Genomic DNA, 19,031 nt, shown 5'->3' with positions numbered 1-19,031 from the left:
TTTTCTCACAAGGTTCTGGGGGTAACAAGTAGCTCTTCATAACCCGAACGGGAACAAGGGGCGCGGGTGAAACGGTACTCTTGCAGCTCCCCTATCACAAGCTCGAGGGTGGTGCGAACCCGGCAACCAGGCAGCACATGACCACCGCGCATCTGCCCTTGTTCATCGGAGATGGAGAGGTGCAGGTGTTCGCACTCCGGGTCCAGGGTGCCGCCGAGGGCGATCACTTCGAAGGCCCCCTCCAGCAGAGTGCCATCGGGTTGGGCGGCATAGCGCAGGTTGGCGTGGGTCAGGCTGCCGACTGCCCCGGCAATCCAGGCAGCCTGCAGACCGTGCTGCGCCATCTGGGCACGCAATCCGGTAATCAGATCCTCCCCCGGCAACAGACGCAGCGCCAGAAAACGAGCCGGTGAGAGAGGAAGGTGGCCATTCATCTGTTGGGGACTCCTTGATTGCAAAAAAAGAAGGTGCCGCAAGGCACCTTTACTGAAGCTGCTGTTTACCCCTTTTTCATATGGGCAACCGCGAGCCGGTTCACACAATCACAAGATGGGTTCCATCATCAGGCAAAGCAGGCCCAGATGGGAGCGTGATCGGAGGGCTTGTCGATGCCGCGCAGCTCATAGTCGATGCCGGTCTCGGTCACGCTGTCCTTGAGGGCGTCAGAGGCCATGATGAGGTCGATGCGCAGGCCGCGGTTCTCGTCAAAGCCCCTGGAGCGGTAGTCAAACCAGGAGAAACGCTCGCACTCGGTGGGGTTGGCGGCGCGGAAGGTGTCGGTCAGGCCGAACCCTTTCAGGCGTTCCATCCACTCCCGTTCGATGGGCAGGAAGGAGCACTTGCCGTCCCGCAGCCAACGCTTGCGGTTCGCTTCGCCAATGCCGATGTCGAGATCGGTGGGGGAGATATTCATATCCCCGATCAGCACCAGCTGGTCGTCCGGGGTGTGGTTGGTTTCGAGATAGTGCTGCAGATCTTCGTAGAACTTCTGCTTGGCCGGGAACTTGGTCTCGTGATCCTGGCTTTCACCCTGCGGGAAGTAGCCGTTCATCACCTTGATGAGAGAGCCGTCTTCGCGCTCGAAGGTGGCCATGATCATCCGGCGCTGGGCCTCTTCGTCATCGGTGGGGAAGCCTTTCTCCACCTTGACCGGCTTCTGCTTGCTCATGATGGCGACCCCGTAGTGGGCCTTCTGGCCGTGAAACGCTACGTGATAGCCCATGGCCTCCACATCGGCCAGCGGGAAGGCTTCATCGTGCACCTTGATCTCCTGCAGGCCGATCACATCGGGCTGGTGCTTGTCGATGATGGCTTGCAGCTGGTGCAGACGGGCGCGCAGGCCGTTGATATTGAAAGAGATGATCTTCATGTCCGGGATGCTCATGTCATTTTTATAAGTGGCTATTGGACTAGGAATCGGCGGTGGATGCAAGTTCGGGGCGCGGGTCAGCACCAGTGGCCGACCCGCTTGGCAGGGAGAGGCGTCAGCGGGTCATCTTTTTGACGAATACCACCACAAACAGCGCCAGCGTGAAGCTGCCGGTGAAGGCCTCGAAGGCGGCAAAGAGACGCGAGAGGCCAATGGGGGTGAAGTCGCCATAACCCAGGGTGGTGAAAGTGACCACGCTGTAGTAGAGGCACTCGAGCAGAAAGATGGCGTTCTGTTCGAAGGGGGCGCCCGGGTGGTAGGCGAGGTGGTTGCCGTTGAAGCTCAGGCCAAAGAAGAAGTAGAAGATGCTACAGATGAAGATGAGCAGCAGGGAGAAGAGCACCACCCGCATCGGTGCTTCGCCGTAGCCGCAGAAGAGATCGACCACCCAGGAGGTGAAGCGCTGGCTCGACCAGAACGGCAGTTGCAGCCGGCGCATGGTGAGCTCCTGCTGAATGTAGTTGCCGGACATGGTGAAGATCCCCTGCGCCTCGGAGGCTTTGCGCAGATCCCGGTAGGTCTCTTCCGCCTCCTTGAACCAGACCTTCGCCTGCTTGGGATCCCGCTCGCGCCGTCCCTTGCGATCCTGCATCACCCGTTTGCCGGTATGCATGTTGTCGAGCCGGGTATTGTGCCAGCGGATGCCGAGCAGGTTGACATCATCAAGGGTGGCGCACTGGAGGTTGGCATCGCTCAGATCGGCCTTCATCAGGCTGCCGCCCTTCATGCGCAGGCCGTAGAGGTGGCCACCCCGCAGGTTGGCGCGATAGAGGTTGCACTGCTCTAGCAAAAATCCCTGATCGGACTCCTTGTTGACCAGATTGAGGCCAGCCAGATTGGCGCGGGCCAACTGCAGACCGTGGCAGAGGCCGCCAGCGCGAACGTACTGCTCGAGCGCCTCGGCGGTGTGGGCTTCCTGATGGGGTCTGTGGGGGTCATGCCAGTGGCAGAGGTCGTGCTCACCCGCCTCTTCACTGCAGTGGCGGCCATCGGCCACCAGATAACGACACATCGCCATGCTCTACACCTCCCGTCACCCGTTCTGTTTCAGCATAGGCGGGGAACCGGAGGCGTGGCGGCGCTCAGCTGAACTGGTTGAACTCCTGACGCAGCTTGCGAAAACGCTCCTGCTGGGCCGGATTGAGGGGGATGCCGTCGAGCACGTCCAGGGTGTCCTTGCACTCGGTACCAAACTCCGGGCTCTTGCGGTTTTTTTGCATCAGTTGCAGCAACACCTGGATCTTGTTGAGGGCGGCACCGGTATTGGCGGGGGCACGGCGCAGTGCCTCGCGAAAGTGGCCGAGCGCCTGCTCCAGCTCGCCCGACTGGTAAGCCTTGATGCCCAGTTCGTTGAGTTGCTGGTAGCGCTGACGCCGTTCGAGCACGGTCTTGTCATCGCGGGTGGCCTGAATACAGGTGGTGAGCAGCCGGTCTTCATCCTCGGCCAGCAGGCTCTGCAGGCTCTCGGCATACTCGAATTCGCCGAGCTGGTAGAGAGCGAGAATGGTTTCACCGAGCAGCGTGGGTGGCATGGTGGCCGGTTCGTCGAGCCAGTTCTGGTTGGCGCGATAGAGCATCTTTTTGCCCTTGAGCAGCTCACCCAGCGCAATCTGCACTCGCGCCTGGCAGATCTGTTCGAACACCGGGTAGTTGAACTCCGACATCATCAGCGAGTCGCGGATGCGCGACAGGGCCGAGTTGACCTGTTTTTGCAGGTTGGCGATGTGGTAGCTGTCGTTGCTGTTGAGGGCGTAGAGGGTCAGGGTCTGGATATAGGCCCCCAGATAGTGAGGGGTACGGTGAATCGAGTTGCGCGACAGATCGATGAGGGAGAGCAGCACATCCTTGGCCTGGGCGTAGTCGTGGCGCAGCAGGCACACCTCGGCCAGTCGGCGCGATAGCTGGACCGACTGTGGCGAGATATCCACTGCGCGTTTGAGCTCCTGCTGGGCCTGCTCATCATTACCAAGGGCAAGCTGGGACTCGGCCAGCCAGCGGTGGGCCTCCACCATTAGCGGAGTATTCTTGAGGGTCGCCTGCAGGTGGCTGACCGCCTCTTCATGGAGTCCCAGGGTATTGCATGCCTTGCCCAGCGTCAGGCGGGCCCAGCTATTCTCCTGACCGGCCAGCAGCTGGCGCATCAGGGTGCGGGCCTCCTGCGCCTGACCCAGTTTGAGGTGAGTATCAGCCTGCAGGCAGCGGCAGTAGTTGGCATAGCGGGGCACGGCATCGGCCCGCTCGGCGCAGGCGGTGATAAGGGCGGCCAGATTGTTTTCGGCCAGTGCGGTAAACACGGGAGTGAGGGCGTTGTGCCTTGCCAGCGCGCGTTTGAGGCGAAACGAGAACTGCTCCTGCGAGAAGGGCTTCATCAGGTATTCGTCGGGCTCGGCCTCCAAGGCGCTCAGCACCATGGCGCGGGAGCTGTCGCCGCTCACCATGATCACCACGCTCTGGGGCGGGATCAGATTTTGGTCGCGCAGACTCTCCAGCAGCTGGCGCCCGTTTTCGCCGATCCCCAGATCGTAATCGATAAGATAGATGTCAAAACTGCCCTTCTGGCAACGGCGGCGGGCATCCTCGGCGGTGTTGGAATAGGTGATGTTGCTGATGCCCAGATTGATCAGCATCGCCTTCATCATCACCTGAAACGAGCGTTGCTCGTTGACCATCAGAATGCGTTGGGCTTTGGCAGGGGTTCTCTTTTCGGGCTCTTTTTCCGGTGTCTGCATCTGTCTGGGCCAAGGCGCTACGGGCTGATGGGGAAAGTGTGCCACCAAAGTCCACGATGAGGCAATTGGCCAAGTTGTCGATTGCGAACCGTTTTAGCTTGCGCTCCGCTTGCCTGGGCGGTGTGACAGCGGAAGGCCCTGTTGCCAGGGCCTTGAACTCACGATTTTTTCTTTGCCAGATAGGGGGCAAATTGGGGGGTGAATTCGGCCTTGAAGCCCTGATCCGTTTTGATGATGAGGTAAGCCGCCAGCTGATGTCTGGTCGCAAACGCCATGGCCTGTGCGGGGCCCATGACCATTAGGGCGGTATCGAGGGCATCAGCCTCCAGGGCGGTGGGGGTGATAATACTGGCCGAGACCAGCTTGTGAGTGATGGGCTGGCCAGTGGCGGGATCGATGATATGGGAGTAACGCTGGCCATCGAGTTCGTAGTAGTTGCGATAACTGCCCGCGGTGCTGAGCGCCATGCCGTTGGGTATCACAATATCGGAGAATGCCCCCGGCTGGTCGGAGGGCTCGACGATAGCCACTCTCCATGGTGAACCCTTGCTGTTGTTGCCCTTGCTGCGTACCGCACCGGCCACTTCGACGAGGTAGTTGTTGATCCCCTTGTGCTTGAGCAGGGCGGCGATTTCGTCCGCAGCGGCACCTTCCCCCAGGGTGGAGAGATCGAGGTAGAGCGCCGGGATCGCTTTCTCGAGCAGGAAGTGATCCCCTTGCGGGGTCAGGGTCAGCTTGTCGATACCGACTTTCTGGCGGGCGGCGGCGATAGCTGCGTCATCCGGCCGTTTGACCGGACGCTTGTCCGGGCCAAAGCCCCACAGATTGACCAGCGGCCCAACGGTGACATCCAGTTTTCCGTCGGTCAGCTTGCCAGCATCAATGCCCTGCTGAACGATGATGGCCATGGCAGGGGGAATGACAAATGGGGTGTGATCTGGCCCCTGATTGAAACGGGATATGAGGGAGTCGGGATCGTAGGTGGAGATCTCTTTGTTCATCCTGGCCAGCAGGCGTTCTACGTCGCTTTTGAGGGCGGATTCCCCACCCGGGTAGCTATCGCTCAGGGTCACCACATAGTAGGTGCCCATGGTCTTGCCCTGAATGCGGGTTTGGGCGGGTGGAGCCGGTTGGCAGCCAGTCAGAACCAGCAGCAGGGTCAGCAGCAGGCCGCGCAGGGCCGATATGGAGGCAATCGACATCATCAGGATCTCTGTATCACTCAAGGGATATGCTATCGGAGCGCTAGCTTAGCCAAGGGGTCTGTGGTGAGCGAGCTTCTCTCGGGGGAAAATAGCGGGAAAAATTAAACAGGGCAGGTGGTTTCCGGTTGCGCTGCGTATTGATGATGTCGGTGAGAGTGGACTGAGGGGGTCTGCAGGTGACCTGACTCGCAGCTTTGTCGTAAAACCATCGCCGATTGAAGACAATTAGGTAAAATGAAAGTTGATTATGACGGCATCTTTGCGGACGGGACTATGATTTGAGCCGTGAAGCTGTTCGAACCATTGCCAATCCAAGGAGAAGATGATGAAAAAAGCGATTACCCTGCTGTTTCTGAGCACCCTGGCTGCCCCGGTTCTGGCCGATGAGTGCGCACTGGTCATCGAGGGCAATGATGCCATGCAGTACAACCTCAAGGAGATGAGCGTACCTGCGACTTGCAAAGAGGTGACCGTCACCCTGAATCATACCGGCAAACTGCCTGTCACCGGCATGGGGCATAACTGGGTGCTGGCCAGCACCGCTGACTATCAGACCGTAGCAACTGCCGGGATGAGCGCCGGTGCCGAAAACAACTACTTGCCCAAGGATGATCCCCGGGTGCTGGCTCATACCAAACTGATTGGCGGCGGCGAGAGTACCAGCGTCACCTTCAAGACCGACGGTCTGGCGGGCAAGGATCTCACTTTCTTCTGCTCCTTCCCCGGTCACTTTGCCATGATGAAGGGCACTTTCAAGGTCAACTAAGTGTGTTACGTCTGTTGCCGGCAGCGAGTCGGCTGCCTGAATAGCAAAAGCCGGGATTGCCCGGCTTTTTCAGGTCTGTGGCGTGGCTGTACGCCGCCGACCTCCGCGCTATTTGGCCTGCAGGGTAAAGAAGGCGATGGTGCTCTTCTTCTGACAGTCGAAGTGAATGCTCTCTTCACCGCTTACTACCAGCGTCTCGTTGATGGCCACCTCTTTGTCCTGCACGGTCAGCTGGCCGCTTAGCAGGTGGCAGAGGTAGGTTTTCTCGGGCTCGAGGGTGAGGGTCAGGGGGAAGGGGAGGTTCAATACCCGCACGTTGGCGCTGATGCGATCAGGATGGTAGATAAGGCCCAGATCGGTCACCTCTTTTTTCAGCAACTCGCAGTGGGTCTCCTCATCGCCGCTAAAGTGCGCCGCCTCGAAGGTGGCGTAGGGGTGACCGTTGAGCACAAAGCCTGCCCCGCTCACCGGCAGCAAAATGCGCTGGTAACCTGGGAAGGGGGAGAAGGGGCCCGCACTCTTGATGGGGGCCGAGCTTAACCGGTAGTCAAAGTCGAGTTTGGCCAGACTTGTCCCCTTGGGGGAGATGAGGATCTGGCTGGTGGACCCCTGCTGGTTTTTCCAGGGCATCTTCTGGTGGTCAGACTCTTTAATCAGGGTGATCACGGGCACCTCCTCACGATGAAAAAACGCAGGGAGCCGGGGACATCAGCCCCGGCTCCCTGCTGGATATTGGCGATAGTAAAAGAGATCAGCCCTGACCATCCAGTGCAGTCAAGCGTGCTTCCATGGCGGAGAGGCGGCTCTTGAGCTCGCTCACCTCCTGCTCCAGTTCGCTCAGGCGATCCGCGGCAGGGGAGGCGTAGGCTGCTGCCGGAGCAGACTCCATCATCGCCTGAATATCCACTTCACCGCTGAACAGGTGGGCGTAACGGGATTCGCGTTTGCCCGGCTCACGCGGCAGCTTGACCACGTAGGGGCCGCGCTCGATGAGGTTGGTCAGCACAGCATCCACTTCGGTGACATCATCAAAGCTGCAGAGGCGATTGGTGCGGGAACGCAGTTCGCCCGGGGTCTGTGGGCCGCGCAGCAGCAACTCGCAGACGATGCCGAGCTCCTGGGCGCTGAATTTCAGCTCGCCAAACTCGGTATTGCAGAATCTGTGCTGGTAGCGGGGCACCCGGGCGTTGAAACCGGCGGTATTGACCACCAGTCGCTTGCGGATGAGCTCGTCCACCACGGCGCGAATATCCAGTTCGGAGAGATCCAGCACCGGCTCGCGGTTGCTCTTCTGGTTGCAGGCGTTGACCAGGGCGTTGAGGGAGAGGGGGTATTGATCCGGGGTGCAGATCTCTTTTTCAATCAGGCAGCCGATGACGCGGGCTTCCAGCGGGCCAAGTACTAACTCCATTTCCTACTCCCTTCAAAGTCGAGATATCAAGAGCCCCTATCTTAGTCATGACCCGCGTGGCGTCTAGCTTTGCGCGCCATTTTTGCGAGCCAATCAGGGAGTTGGTGAAAGCATCGCCAAGCCTTGCGCAAATCTGGATCATTGCTGACGTTGATAAAAGCGTGCCTTGTCGACGTACATGGCGTCATCTGCCACCCGGCTGAGTTCGGCCAGCGGGGTCGTTTCGCTGCAGCTCCAGCCGATGGCAAAACGCAGCGGGAAGCTCTGTTCCTGATGCTGCACCATAGCATGCTGCTGGCTCGCCTCCAGTCTGGCTGCCAACCGCTGACAAGCGAGGTGATCGGCCTCTGCCAGCAACACGAACTCATCGCCGCCGATCCGGAAGATCTTCTCATCCTGACGGCAGAGGGTGCGCAGCTGGCGAGCCATCTGGATCAGCAGGGCGTCACCTGCTTCGTGACCATACTGGTCATTGGTGCGCTTGAGGCCGTTTAGATCGAGCATGAAGAGAGCGAGGTGACGCTCTGGATGACGCGCCAGCACCGCCTGATAGTGATGCAGTGTCTCTTCGAACGCCTGCCGGTTGGGCAATCCGGTGAGACTATCGGTACGGGCGACCCGCGCCAACTCGTCGGTAAAGAGGCGGCCTTCGATGCCCACCGCCAGCTGCTTGGCAAAGAGCCGCAAAATGGCCCTGTCTTCCGACTCCAGCCCTTCGGCGCTGACCATCAGATAGCCGAACAGGACGCCACTCTGGCTGCCGGGCAGGGTCATGATCTTCCACAGGGTATCTTGCCACTGGCATTCGGAGTGTTTGACCTCCTCATCCATCAGCTGGGTCAGCTTCTCCTGCAGGGAGGCCCGCAAGGGGGCATCAACCCCCTGCAACAGGGTATAGGGTTCTTGTCCGTCACGGCGGATCACCAGCCCCCAGCGGTGGCCGGGATAGAGCTGGGAGAGTTGCAGCAGGGCCGAGCTGGCCAGCTCGGCGATATCCATATCCAGCTGTTGGTGCAGACCGAACTGCAGCCAGGATTGCAGCACATGGCGGCTGCGCTCTTCCCGACTCAGGGCCGAGCGCAGGGCGGTGGTCTGTGCGGCTACCTCCTGCTCCAGTTCGTCATTGAAGCCGAGCAGCCGCTGGTTGAACGCCTCTTTTTCGCTATTTGCCTGTTGCAGCTGTTCGTTTTGCTGATAGAGCTCCCGCACCTGGGTCGAGATGGTGTGTGCCATCTCCTCCAACAGTTGGCGCACTTCGTCATATTCGACAAAGCGCAGCGGTGGCTGCCGTTGCTGATAATTCCCCTTGCCATAGCTGCGCACCAGCGCCGCCAGTGAACCCAGAGGGCGGGTCAGCCAGCGAGTAAGCAAGATACAGGCAACCGCAACCAGCAGTAACATGCCGATAATGCTGCCGGTGAGCAGCCGCTGGGATTTGTTGAGCTCACTGACGCGATCATCGTTGTAGCTGTAGAGGGTGAGCGTGGGGGAGATGGCCTCTTCCAGCTGTGGCCAGCCGATGATCAAAGGTTGGGCCATCTTGCTCGGTGTGTGCTCCCCGCCGACGTTGCTGGCATCGTGAGTACTCTCATAGAGGCGACTATCCCCCTGAGAAATCACCAGATATTCGCTTCCCTTGAGATAGGGCTCCAGCAACTGGGCAATTTGCCGCCATGGGAGGATCGTCATCACGAAGCCTGCGGGGGGCTGCATCACCCCGGCTCGCTGGCGATTGCGATAGATGGGGGCCACCAGCGCCAGGCCACCACTATGGTTATTCTGCATGTCACCGATCAGTACCGGGTCATCGACGGGGAGCAGCAAGTGTTTACCCTGGCTGGCCTCGCGGGTTCTGCTCCATGCCATCAGCTGTGGGATCAGCGGGCTCGACTCGAGGTAAGCGGCCCGGCCATTGACGTACTCCACCACCTGGCCCTTGTCATCGATCAGGTAGGCGGATGTCAGCAGGCTGCTGCCCTTGATGAAACTGGCCAGTGCCAGCCGGGCATGGCTGGAGAAGAGGAAGTTGTCGAGTGCCTGGTTGAGCACTCTGTCGTTGCTGAGCTGATTGATCTCGGTGCCGAGCAGCTCGCCATGAAAACGGGCCTCGCGGGTCATGCTGGTGAGGGCTCGCTCCAGTTGTGACTGCTCGCTCTGGGCGATGATCTGGTGCTGCCGGATCAGCAGCACGCTACTGGTCAGCAATGCGGGCAGCAGGGTCATGGTGAACAGAATGATAATAAGCGTCGGGCCCAGCCGAACGGAGCGGTGGTTCATTTTGACTTCACCTGCCGATATTGCTGATCCGCCAGTTGTTGCATGTAACGGGCGGCAGCGGTGGCACTGCTCCCCTCCTGGAAACGATCGAACCCTTTATCCATCGCTTGCCAGGCAATCGACATGGCGCTATCCGATGGCATGGGGGTACTGAGGGTGAACTGTGCCAGCAACACTTTGGCCTGCGGTGCAGGGCGCTGGCTGATAGCGGTAAAGGCCTGCTGGTTGACCGGCAGCAGAGCCCCCTTGCGATAGATGAACTGCTGGATATCATCCCGCTGGATGAAGGTCATCAGTGCCTGGATGACGGCACGTCGGTCCTCATCTGCCATCGCCTGGCGAGAAGTACTTATCACATAGGCGCCGCTCATGGAGCGCATTGGCCGGGTTTCCCACTGGGGCAGCATGGCGACCCCCAACTGATCGCCCATGTTTTTTACCAGATCATTGAAGGCCCAATCTCCGTTGATGAGATAGGCGCTCTTGCCATCATGAAAGCGGGCGAGGGCGGTGTCATAGTCGCAGTCGGGATCGATCAACTGCTGGCTGGCGACGGTTCGGTAAGCCTCCAGTGCCTGTGCCATGGCCGGGGTGTCGAGGGTGATGCGCCCCTCCGTCACCGGCGCACCGCCAAAGGTGTGCAGAAAGGCGGCGAAATAGTACATGTCGTGATAGGGCCAGCTGACGGGGTAGACCCCTTTGGCCTTGAGGGCCGGGGTGAAGGCGGCCAGTTGTTGCCACCGGGTTATCGGAGCCGATACCAGCGCTTTGTTGTAAAACAGCATCAGATGATTGCCCTGCATCATGGGCATGCCCCAGCGCTGGTGGTCGAGGGTGACGTAGCGCAATGCACTGCTCATCAGTGCGGGGGAGAACCACTCTGGCGGAAGGGGGGCGAGGGACATCTGGTGGTAGAGACCGACGAAATCCGAGGGGATCAGCATCAGGTCGGGTAACCCCCTGGCTTGAGCGGCGAGCAGGATATCTGCCTTGATCTTGCCCGGTTCAATCTGGGTGACGCGCACCCTGTGGTTGCCCGCCTGATTGAAGCGGGCGATCACGTCGTCGATCACATAACCGGCCTGTTGGGAGTGCCATAACTCCAGTTCCGGTTCTTGCGCCTGCAGAGGTTTGCTGAAAGAGAGCAGGCAGAGCAGTAGTAGATGATACAAAGTGCCCTTGTTGCTCATGTCATTACCACTCTTGTTCCTTGAATCTCAAGGGAAAATGTAACAAACAACCGCTACGGCCGATAGCCTGGAGGCACAACTAATTGACTGAAAAAACAAAAAGCCCGACGCTTGGGCCGGGCTGGAGGATAAATTGCTTATCCTGATAATCTTTGAGGCATCTATTGTTGTGGATGTTGTTTGAGGATGTCGTATATCTCCTCTTTCAGTTTAAGTTTCTGTTTTTTCAGATCCTTCACCTCGGAGCTATAGTCGCTGGCGTGATGCTTTTCCAACTTTCTAATCTCCTCATCCAGGTCGTTGTGCAAGTCAAACTTCTTCTGGAAATGGACATCACTGCTCTTCAGTTTCGAGATGAGTTCTCTGTACTCTGGGAACATGTAATGGAGCCTCCTTGGTTTCGTTTGATTGTGCCTGTAAAACCAAAGCTACCCCTTCGCGCTGGTGATGAATGTGATCCTGATCGAATTTAGGGGCAATCATTTGGAGTATTCGGGAGGATATTTTTAACTAATTGAATAAAAACAAGATAAGTGATTTATCAATCTGAATGGTGAGCCAAACTGTGCCACAGGTCACAGTGCTGATACCGGGGTGGGAAGGGAAAATATGCAAAAGGGGCCATCAGGCCCCTTCGTTGATCTTGCCAATTTACTTACTGTTTTGGCTGTTCCGCCTGCTCTTTTTTCTTTTTCTTCTCGGGCAGCGGCTTGCCGTCGCGATGGATCACTTTGCCCGCTTCAAAGCCAATCTGGGCGGCCAGCTCTTCCAGATCGGCCGATTTGGCCTGATCCCCGATGGCGTAGCGGTAGTTGGCGATGGTCAGCTTGTCAGCGACCGGGGTGCCCGGGACGATAGGTTCACGCCAGCCCTGGCCGATATGGGCCACCAGGGTGCCATTCATCAGCAACTCGCCGACGATCTCCTGAGTCGGGGTGCCCTTGCCGTAGGTGAGACCCTGGGCATGCTTCTTGCCGACCAGCGGTTCGGTGCTGGCTGGCATCAGCTTGGTGCGGATCAGCCACTTGGGCTTTTTGGTGTTGCCCACCGCCTTGCCAGTCTGGTACTCGTTGATCTTGATGGTCTTGATCATCTGGGCCATGAAGTCCTTGGTCAACGCCTTCTGGGCTTCGCTGGTCTCATCGATGGCAATGGGGGCCACGTACCAGGTCTGGGTGGCTTGAGCCTTGGGAGCGGCAGGGGCAGTTTGCGCCATGGCCAGGGGGCTGAGCAGGATGGCAGCCAGCAAGAGTCCTATCTTCTTCATTGTGATTCCGCTTTTGTTTCAACAAGAATTTTGTTTTGCCAGCGACGACTGCGCCAGCGCCAGAACATGGCCAGACCGCGCACCCACTCGTCGCAGGCCAGCGCCAGCCAGATACCGACCAGTCCATAACCCTGCATGATACCGAGGAAATAGGAGAGTGGCACGGCAATTCCCCACATGGAGAGCAACGCCATGTAGAGGGGGAAACGGGCATCCCCAGTGGCCCGCAGGGCGTTGATCACCACCAGATTGAAGGTGCGGCCGGGTTCGAGGATGAGGCTGATGAGAAACAGCTGCGACACCTGAGTGATAATGTCGGCATCATCGGTGAACAGGCTGATGATGGTACGACCGCTGAGAGCGGCCGCCAGAGCGATGACACAGGTGACCGCCAGCCCCAGCTTGAGGCTCTTGAGCAGTTGCTGATAGGCGCGCTCGAACTGTCTGGCGCCCGCCAGATGGCCGATGATGATCTCGTTGCCAAGGCCGATGGAGAGGCCAAACAGCAGAATAAACAGACAGATCTGGAAGAAGTAGGACTGCGTCGCCAGCGCCTTGTCACCCAGCAATCCGACAAAAGCTGTCACCACCATGAACTGCAGCATCCAGGATAGGTTCTCCCCCGCCGCAGGCAGGCCGATATGGAGCACCTTGCCCAGCATCTCCCGGCTGGGGTGAACAATATCGCGCACCACCAGGCGAATGCCGGTCTTGCGGGCCACCAGCCATACCAGCAGCACCACGCCCACCAGCCGACCGATAACGGTGCTGACGGCCACGCCAGCCACCCCCAGCTGGGGCAGGCCGAACCAGCCGTAGAGCAGCAGCAGGTTGCCGACGAAGGTGATGAGGTTGACGATGAGGGTCACATACATCGCCTGACGGGTGTGGCCGTGGGCGCGCAGGGTCGCCGCCAGACAGAGGGCGGCGGCTTCCGGCAACAGGCAGAGACCGATGATCTGCAAGTAAAGCGTGCCATCGCTCATCAGGTTGGCGGGCAGGTTCATCAGCGCCAGCATGGTGCTGGCTCCTGCCATCACGCCGATGGCGGCCACCAGACCGATCAGCAGGTTGAACCCGATAGCGGTGTGGATCACCACCCGACTCTTCTCGCGATCGCCTGCCCCCAGATACTGGGTGATCACCACGCTGGTGCCGATGCTGACGAAGCTGAACAGGGTGATGGCCAGATCGAACACCTGATTGCCGACCGCCAGCGCAGCCACCCCCTGATAGGAGACGTGCCCCACCATGAAGGTGTTGAGGGCGCCGGTCAGAAAGTGCAGGGCGAGATCAATAAACAGTGGCCAGGTCAGCGCAAAGAGCGTGCCCGGACCGGCGTGGGATTGAGATTGCATGGTATGTCCAACAGCTGGAAGGGCATGGGGGAGTGCCCTCTGGAGGCGCATTTAACACCAAGGGCGAGGCCGGTGCAATCCTTGGGGGATTGCCCGGCCAGGGGATCAGGCCAAGGGATCAGGCAGGAGTGGCGCCCGCCTCTTGTTCGCTCGGCAGGGTGAGGCGCGCCGAGTCGGGCAGGGCATCATCTTGTGGCCACTGGGAGCGGAGGGCATCGGTGGTGCTCTCCACTACCGCATCATCCTTGAACACCGGCTCGCGGTAGCAGCGGGTCATGCGCAGCGCCTGATACATATCCGGGCAGAGGATTATCCCCTCGTCGCCCACCCGCACGCCCGCCTGCTTGAGCCAGTGGGTCATCTGGCCGTGGCGCCCCGCCATTACCATATGAATGCCGCGCCGTTTCAAATCCTTGTGCAGCTCCCCCACCATGCTCATCACGCTGATGTCCTGATGGGTAAAGCAGGCCACAGCATCCACCACCAGACACTTGGGATTGTGGGGATCCTGCACCAGCAGGGCTAATACCCGCCGCTTGAAGTAGGGAGCGTTGAAGTAGGTGAGGGGCGAGTTGAATCGATAGACCAGAATACCCGGGATCGCCTTGGCCTGTTCGTTGTCCCCCAGGGTGCGCACCACCCCTTCATCATCCATGCCGAGCAGTTGATCGGTGGGGCGCATCACATTGCGCAGGAACTGGAACAAGCCCAGCAAGACCGCGAGGGTGATCCCCGGGATCACCCCCATGGTGAGCACGCTGATAAAGGTGACCAATGCCAGCCAGAACGCAGAACGATCGGAGTTGCGCAGCGCCCACAGCCCGCGAAAGTCGGTGAGCGAGAGCGAGGCCATCACCAGCACCACCCCGAGGGCGGCGGTCGGGATGTATTGCAGCGGTGCCGTTAGATAGAAGGTGATGATGGCGATCACTGCGGCGGCGATGATGGAGACCAGCTGGCTCTTGCCGCCGTTGGCATCGTTGACCGCGGTACGGGAATCCGCACCGCTGATGGCAAAGCCCTGAGAGACCGCGGAGGCGAGGTTGGCCATACCTAGGGCCCGGAACTCCTTGTCCGCGTCTATCTCGTAACCGTTCTTGGCGGCAAAGCTGCGGGCGGTCAGCATCATGGAGACGAAACTCACCATGGCGAGGTTAAGGGCCGGCAGTACCAGTTCCCGCATCAGGCCGGGGGGAAATTCCGGCATCTGGAAGGTGGGCAGGCCGGAGCCCACCGCCCCCAATGTCGCAATATCAAACTGACCCAGATTGAAACCCCACACCAGCCCGGCGGTCACCACCATGGCCACCATGGAGGAGGGCCATGCCGGTTTGTAGCGCTTGGCCAGCAGCAGGGTGAGCAAGGCAACCAGGCTCATGGCCAGGGTCGGCAGGTGGGTCTGGGTAATGTAAGTGGTGCCGTTGGCGATCCGCTCGATGAGATAGCGCTCGCTGAAGGTGAAGCCGAAGATCTTGGAGAGCTGGCCCACCATGATGGTGATGGCCACCCCGTTGAGCAGCCCCATCAGGATCGGGCGGGAGAGAAAGTCGGCCAGCACCCCCAGCTTGAAGCGGCTGGCAATCAGACACCAGAAACCGGTCATGGCGGTCATGGTCATTACCAGCTGCCAGTGGCGGGTCGGGTCGCCAGCGGCCAGCGGCGTCACCACGGCGGCGATGACCGCACAGGTGGCAGCATCCGGGCCGACGATCAGCTGGCGAGAGGTGCCAAACAGGGCGTAGACCAGCATGGGCAGGATGCAGGAGTAGAGGCCGACAATGGCGCCGACCCCGGCCAACTCGGCATAGGCAATGGCCACGGGCAGGGCCACTGCAGCGACCGAGAGTCCAGCGCGAAGGTCAGGCATCAACCAGGCGCGCTGGTATTGCAGCAGGGCAGCGAGGCCCGGTAGCCAGCGTTCGAGAGAGAAGAAGTCGCGCATTATTTAACCCATTGAGTTACAACCAGCTTTTACCCTAGTGTGCCCAAGGTTATCGAAAGATTGCAATCAGGTTATGGCCAGTTTACGTGAAGGTCAGGCCAGAGGGCCTGCCACTGCTTCTCTTTGATGCGCTGGGTGAAGATCTGTTTGTCCTGACGGCATCTGGGGTTGGCACTCACTTGCAGCGACCAGTTGATGGCAAAGCCGTAGGGGGCAAGCCACTCGAACTCGCCATCCCGGGTGAGGCGCACGCCAATGCAGGTGGGCACCTCGACCCAGTGGCTCAGCGCCTCTAGGCTGCTGGTAAACGGTGCTACCAGCTGGCGAGTGTGCATACGGGCCTGATTGCGCACTTCCCACTGCTGGCCGGGCAGCCGTTTGGCGAGCCAGGCTTCGTGCTCTGCTTCCGCCACTCCTTGCGGGTCACTGTTATCGAGGTAGATAAGGTCGATATCGTTGAGCGGGGTAGGCTCGGTGTTGTGATGCAGGTGATCCCAGATGAGGTTGCGGATAAATCCGGCGCCCAGCGCCCAGTCGGGCAGATTGAGCTCGGCGGCGGCTTGCAGGCAAGCCATCCGCTGCGGATCGGCCCGCAGCAGGGCTTCGGTCTTGGCTTGGAATTGCTGTTCGAGGGCAGTATTCAGAGGCTCAATCATTGGCATTGCGGCGTAACCAGACATCAATGTAACGGCAGCTCGGCACTATAGTGAGCCCCTCCGCCTGAGTCCAGCTGAAGAAGGCGCGGGCCAGTTGATCGGCAATCCCCTGCACCCGCAGTTCGGGGGGGACGAAGGTGCTGTAGGCGTCGATGGTCTTGGCATCGAGGCGCCGGTAGCGCAGTCTCGACTCCTTCCCCTCCACCATACAGATGAACTGCTGCTGGTTGGCCTGATGGATGATCTCGCTCATGGTGGGCACCTCTGGCATGAAGATAAGTCTGTTGGCACAAGATAACTGTTAGCCAAGGTATAGAACAGATAACGGGGGACCGTGGCCAATATCATCCACTTTGGCAGGGGGTTGCGTGGATATCGCGATGCAGATCAGGGTGCCCGATCGCCTGTCGGGCACCGCGTCAGTGTCAGCAAGAGCGCCAGCTAGAGAGTGCTGGCAAAGCGTGCCGGATCAGGCCCAGGCTCGCTCCAGCAGAGTGAGTAACTGCTCACGGTCGGCATCTTTGCGATTGAACAGCAGGGCGCCGTCGTTGACTGCCAGATCCCGTATCTCTCCGAGTAGCGAGCGATCGCTCACCCCCGCTTCGCTCATGGTGCGCGGCAGTTTGACCGCTTGCCACAGGGTATCGCGCAGGGTGCGAATGGCGGTGATGGTCGCCTCGGCCCGCTGGTGGGCAGGGGTGGCGGCAAAGCGCTCGGCCCCCACCAGCGGCAGTAGCAGGCGGGCCAGCTCGCCATCCACCTCGGGACGGTTGTAGTCGAGCACGGTGGGCAAAAAGAGGTTCATGCACAGGCCGTGGGGCAGATGGCAGCGGGCTCCCAGACTGTGGCCGAGGGCGTGCACCAGCCCCACCATGGAGTTGGAGAAGGCCATGCCAGCCAGGGTGGAGCCTTCCGCCAGTTGCAGCCGCAGCTGTTTGTTCTGCGGATCGTGGATGATTTGCGGCAGGGCACTGGCGATCTTCTCCACCGCCATCAGGGCCAGCGCGTCGCTCACCGGATTCTTGGCGGTGCCGATAAAGGCCTCGATGGCATGGGTCATGGCATCCATGGCGGTGGCGGCGGTGATATTGAGGGGCAATCCCTGGGTCAGGCGCGGGTCGAGCACCGCCAGTTGCGGCAGCAGGAAGGGGGAGGTGAAGGGCACCTTGCGCCCGCTCGCCTCATCCTTGATCACCGCCACCAGCGTCACTTCGGATCCTGTGCCCGCCGTGGTGGGTACCACCGCCAGCGGCTTGAGGGGACGGGTCAGGCAACCGGCGCCCGAGTAGTCGAGCAGATGATCCCCCCCCATGGAAGTGAGAATATTGACCGCCTTGGCGGTGTCGATGACCGAGCCGCCCCCCAGCGCCACCAGACTGTCGCAGTCGAGCTCGCGATAGCGTTTGGCGATCCGCTCCACCACGGCGGTGGAAGAGTCGGCCGGGATCTCGTCCCAGATGGCGGCGACCGGCAGTTCCCCTTCGGCCAGCACATTGGCCAGCAGGGTGGCAAGGCCGGTGGCATTGACCCCCTTGTCGGTCAGCAGCAGCGGGCGACGCGCGCCAAGGCTTGCCAACTCGCTGGCCAGCTGCTCCAGCGCCTGTTCACCGGCCAGCAGTTTGACCGGGCAGAAGAAATCGTAATAGCGGCTCATTTCAAGGCTCCTTGCGCGTTAGCCGGTCACCAGACCCAGATAGATGTTGCAGGCCCGGCCGAGTTTGTTGGTCGGGGCAGGATAGTGGCGCAGCAGCGGCCGCGCGATAAAGGCGGGCAGGATCAGGGACTGCAACTGCTCAAGCCCCCGTACCAGATGCATGGCGACGGTCAGATCCCCCTCCACCAGCAACCGGTTTTCGCCAAACGCCTGATTGACCCCGAGCCGAAAACTCAGGGCGCGAAAGGCGATATTGGGGTGCTTGAAGCGCACCCGTAGCGGATGGATGGTGGCATGGGGGGCGGCTGGCGCACCGGGGTACCAGCGCCCTCCCACTTTGTGCATGTTCATGGCGTAGTCGATGCCCCCGACTTCAAGGCGGATCGCCAGCCCGTCTGGCAATGGCGCCAATTCGCGGCGCACCGCCTCATCGGTGCGGGCGGCGCGGCAGAGGGTGCGACCCACCACCCAGAGCAGGGTGGTGATCCAGAGGCGGCGGCCAAGGGCGGCCGCAGATTCAAACGTCCGTGTTTGCATGGGGATTGGCTCCTGAGATAGCTGACCAGAACAGGGCGAACGCACTGGCTTGCCAGTAGTCGTTCTGTCCCAGATCCGGTTGATCGACAAACAGTGATGCACAGGCGAGGAACTGGCCCTGACACACCTCCAGCAACAGTGGCGCGGGGGCATGCATCAGCTCGCCGCTGGCCTGCCCCTTTGCCAGCAGGGTGGGCAGAAAGCGCAGGGCATCGTTCAAGATCTGGCTGCGGGCCGGACGGGCCAGCAGGGGGGAGTGAAAAAAGCCCAGCACGAATTTGAGCTCGTTCGGGTGCGCCAGCATCCAGCTCATCGCCTGTTGCCAGTAGTGGCGGATCTGGTCGTGCAACACCAGCGAGGGGTCGGCCTCACTGATGGCTGCCCCCATCCGGGTCTTCACATCCTGATAGAGCTGGAGGATCAGTGCCTCCTTGCTCGGAAAGTGGTGAAACAGGGTGCCGTTGGCGACCCCGGCCGCCTTGGCGATGCGGGCGGTGGCCGCCCCCTGCAGGCCATCCTCGGCGCAGAGGGCAAGGGCGGCATCCAGGATCTGGCGGCGCTTGTCAGTCATGGGTTGTGGTTGTGGCATGGCCTGGCTCATGGGTGGCTC

At 60.3% G+C, this 19,031-nt stretch carries 19 protein-coding genes; 1 reads left to right on the top strand and 18 read right to left on the bottom strand.

Annotation, left to right across the window (positions count from 1 at the left end):
- Positions 1-5 precede the first annotated feature (5 nt).
- The 5 genes from ACE1BR_RS01095 to ACE1BR_RS01075 all read right to left on the bottom strand — a co-directional run bounded on the left by ACE1BR_RS01095 (position 6) and on the right by ACE1BR_RS01075 (position 5,360).
- Entirely contained in the window at positions 6-434 is a 429-nt protein-coding gene (locus tag ACE1BR_RS01095; protein ID WP_374866819.1) for a PPC domain-containing DNA-binding protein, read from the bottom strand.
- 128 nt (positions 435-562) lie between these two features.
- Positions 563-1,369, bottom strand: coding sequence for an exodeoxyribonuclease III (xthA, locus tag ACE1BR_RS01090; RefSeq protein ID WP_374866817.1), 807 nt, complete (start codon positions 1,367-1,369; stop codon positions 563-565).
- Positions 1,370-1,484: 115 nt separating this feature from the next.
- A complete protein-coding gene (locus tag ACE1BR_RS01085) occupies positions 1,485-2,447 on the bottom strand; it encodes an ion channel (RefSeq protein ID WP_374866815.1) in 963 nt (320 codons plus the stop codon).
- Positions 2,448-2,511: 64 nt separating this feature from the next.
- Positions 2,512-4,158: a tetratricopeptide repeat protein gene (locus tag ACE1BR_RS01080; RefSeq protein WP_374866813.1), complete on the bottom strand. Its 1,647-nt coding sequence runs from the start codon at positions 4,156-4,158 to the stop codon at positions 2,512-2,514.
- A 158-nt stretch (positions 4,159-4,316) separates the two neighbouring features.
- A complete protein-coding gene (locus ACE1BR_RS01075; protein WP_374866949.1) occupies positions 4,317-5,360 on the bottom strand; it encodes an FAD:protein FMN transferase in 1,044 nt (347 codons plus the stop codon).
- A 328-nt stretch (positions 5,361-5,688) separates the two neighbouring features.
- On the opposite strand from ACE1BR_RS01075, the gene azu reads away from it, so the two are divergent.
- Positions 5,689-6,129, top strand: a complete 441-nt coding sequence (gene azu, locus ACE1BR_RS01070) for an azurin (protein WP_374866811.1) — start codon at positions 5,689-5,691, stop codon at positions 6,127-6,129.
- 108 nt (positions 6,130-6,237) lie between these two features.
- Here the strand turns inward: azu and ACE1BR_RS01065 are convergent, their stop codons facing one another.
- The 13 genes from ACE1BR_RS01065 to ACE1BR_RS01005 all read right to left on the bottom strand — a co-directional run bounded on the left by ACE1BR_RS01065 (position 6,238) and on the right by ACE1BR_RS01005 (position 19,022).
- Positions 6,238-6,795: a HutD family protein gene (locus ACE1BR_RS01065; RefSeq protein ID WP_374866809.1), complete on the bottom strand. Its 558-nt coding sequence runs from the start codon at positions 6,793-6,795 to the stop codon at positions 6,238-6,240.
- An 85-nt stretch (positions 6,796-6,880) separates the two neighbouring features.
- Positions 6,881-7,540, bottom strand: a complete 660-nt coding sequence (locus ACE1BR_RS01060; protein WP_374866807.1) for a YceH family protein — start codon at positions 7,538-7,540, stop codon at positions 6,881-6,883.
- Between the two features lie 138 nt (positions 7,541-7,678).
- Positions 7,679-9,817, bottom strand: coding sequence for a diguanylate cyclase domain-containing protein (locus ACE1BR_RS01055; RefSeq protein WP_374866805.1), 2,139 nt, complete (start codon positions 9,815-9,817; stop codon positions 7,679-7,681).
- Entirely contained in the window at positions 9,814-11,007 is a 1,194-nt protein-coding gene (locus ACE1BR_RS01050; RefSeq protein WP_374866804.1) for an extracellular solute-binding protein, read from the bottom strand. The genes ACE1BR_RS01055 and ACE1BR_RS01050 overlap by 4 nt, the downstream gene beginning before the upstream one ends.
- Positions 11,008-11,168: 161 nt before the next feature.
- A complete protein-coding gene (locus tag ACE1BR_RS01045; protein WP_374866802.1) occupies positions 11,169-11,387 on the bottom strand; it encodes a YdcH family protein in 219 nt (72 codons plus the stop codon).
- A gap of 275 nt (positions 11,388-11,662) precedes the next feature.
- Positions 11,663-12,274: a hypothetical protein gene (locus tag ACE1BR_RS01040; RefSeq protein ID WP_374866800.1), complete on the bottom strand. Its 612-nt coding sequence runs from the start codon at positions 12,272-12,274 to the stop codon at positions 11,663-11,665.
- A complete protein-coding gene (locus tag ACE1BR_RS01035; protein ID WP_374866798.1) occupies positions 12,271-13,632 on the bottom strand; it encodes an MATE family efflux transporter in 1,362 nt (453 codons plus the stop codon). Before ACE1BR_RS01035 ends, ACE1BR_RS01040 begins: the two co-directional genes overlap by 4 nt.
- A 118-nt stretch (positions 13,633-13,750) precedes the next feature.
- Positions 13,751-15,574 carry a SulP family inorganic anion transporter gene (locus ACE1BR_RS01030; protein WP_374866796.1) on the bottom strand — a complete coding sequence of 608 codons (1,824 nt, stop codon included), beginning with the start codon at positions 15,572-15,574 and terminating at the stop codon, positions 13,751-13,753.
- 71 nt (positions 15,575-15,645) lie between these two features.
- Complete coding sequence (locus ACE1BR_RS01025) at positions 15,646-16,236, bottom strand: nucleotidyltransferase family protein (RefSeq protein ID WP_374866794.1); 591 nt, start codon at positions 16,234-16,236, stop codon at positions 15,646-15,648.
- Entirely contained in the window at positions 16,223-16,483 is a 261-nt protein-coding gene (locus tag ACE1BR_RS01020; RefSeq protein ID WP_374866792.1) for a GNAT family N-acetyltransferase, read from the bottom strand. Before ACE1BR_RS01020 ends, ACE1BR_RS01025 begins: the two co-directional genes overlap by 14 nt.
- Before the next feature lie 216 nt (positions 16,484-16,699).
- Positions 16,700-17,884, bottom strand: a complete 1,185-nt coding sequence (locus ACE1BR_RS01015) for an iron-containing alcohol dehydrogenase (protein ID WP_374866790.1) — start codon at positions 17,882-17,884, stop codon at positions 16,700-16,702.
- A gap of 18 nt (positions 17,885-17,902) precedes the next feature.
- Positions 17,903-18,421: a hypothetical protein gene (locus ACE1BR_RS01010; protein WP_374866788.1), complete on the bottom strand. Its 519-nt coding sequence runs from the start codon at positions 18,419-18,421 to the stop codon at positions 17,903-17,905.
- A complete protein-coding gene (locus ACE1BR_RS01005) occupies positions 18,402-19,022 on the bottom strand; it encodes a TetR/AcrR family transcriptional regulator (RefSeq protein ID WP_374866786.1) in 621 nt (206 codons plus the stop codon). The genes ACE1BR_RS01010 and ACE1BR_RS01005 overlap by 20 nt, the downstream gene beginning before the upstream one ends.
- Positions 19,023-19,031 lie beyond the last annotated feature (9 nt).

The sequence above is a fragment of the Aeromonas sp. MdU4 genome (assembly GCF_041929505.1).
GTDB lineage: Bacteria > Pseudomonadota > Gammaproteobacteria > Enterobacterales > Aeromonadaceae > Aeromonas.
This window is presented reverse-complemented; position numbering and strand designations above follow the sequence as displayed.

Bases quoted from the DNA above. Each gene is read 5' to 3' on its own strand.
- ACE1BR_RS01095 (WP_374866819.1), bottom strand. From the start codon at position 434: ATGAATGGCCACCTTCCTCTCTCACCGGCTCGTTTTCTGGCGCTGCGT.
- xthA (WP_374866817.1), bottom strand. From the start codon at position 1,369: ATGAAGATCATCTCTTTCAATATCAACGGCCTGCGCGCCCGTCTGCAC.
- ACE1BR_RS01085 (WP_374866815.1), bottom strand. From the start codon at position 2,447: ATGGCGATGTGTCGTTATCTGGTGGCCGATGGCCGCCACTGCAGTGAA.
- ACE1BR_RS01080 (WP_374866813.1), bottom strand. From the start codon at position 4,158: ATGCAGACACCGGAAAAAGAGCCCGAAAAGAGAACCCCTGCCAAAGCC.
- ACE1BR_RS01075 (WP_374866949.1), bottom strand. From the start codon at position 5,360: ATGTCGATTGCCTCCATATCGGCCCTGCGCGGCCTGCTGCTGACCCTG.
- azu (WP_374866811.1), top strand. From the start codon at position 5,689: ATGAAAAAAGCGATTACCCTGCTGTTTCTGAGCACCCTGGCTGCCCCG.
- ACE1BR_RS01060 (WP_374866807.1), bottom strand. From the start codon at position 7,540: ATGGAGTTAGTACTTGGCCCGCTGGAAGCCCGCGTCATCGGCTGCCTG.
- ACE1BR_RS01055 (WP_374866805.1), bottom strand. From the start codon at position 9,817: ATGAACCACCGCTCCGTTCGGCTGGGCCCGACGCTTATTATCATTCTG.
- ACE1BR_RS01050 (WP_374866804.1), bottom strand. From the start codon at position 11,007: ATGAGCAACAAGGGCACTTTGTATCATCTACTACTGCTCTGCCTGCTC.
- ACE1BR_RS01045 (WP_374866802.1), bottom strand. From the start codon at position 11,387: ATGTTCCCAGAGTACAGAGAACTCATCTCGAAACTGAAGAGCAGTGAT.
- ACE1BR_RS01040 (WP_374866800.1), bottom strand. From the start codon at position 12,274: ATGAAGAAGATAGGACTCTTGCTGGCTGCCATCCTGCTCAGCCCCCTG.
- ACE1BR_RS01035 (WP_374866798.1), bottom strand. From the start codon at position 13,632: ATGCAATCTCAATCCCACGCCGGTCCGGGCACGCTCTTTGCGCTGACC.
- ACE1BR_RS01030 (WP_374866796.1), bottom strand. From the start codon at position 15,574: ATGCGCGACTTCTTCTCTCTCGAACGCTGGCTACCGGGCCTCGCTGCC.
- ACE1BR_RS01025 (WP_374866794.1), bottom strand. From the start codon at position 16,236: ATGCCAATGATTGAGCCTCTGAATACTGCCCTCGAACAGCAATTCCAA.
- ACE1BR_RS01020 (WP_374866792.1), bottom strand. From the start codon at position 16,483: ATGAGCGAGATCATCCATCAGGCCAACCAGCAGCAGTTCATCTGTATG.
- ACE1BR_RS01015 (WP_374866790.1), bottom strand. From the start codon at position 17,884: ATGAGCCGCTATTACGATTTCTTCTGCCCGGTCAAACTGCTGGCCGGT.
- ACE1BR_RS01010 (WP_374866788.1), bottom strand. From the start codon at position 18,421: ATGCAAACACGGACGTTTGAATCTGCGGCCGCCCTTGGCCGCCGCCTC.
- ACE1BR_RS01005 (WP_374866786.1), bottom strand. From the start codon at position 19,022: ATGAGCCAGGCCATGCCACAACCACAACCCATGACTGACAAGCGCCGC.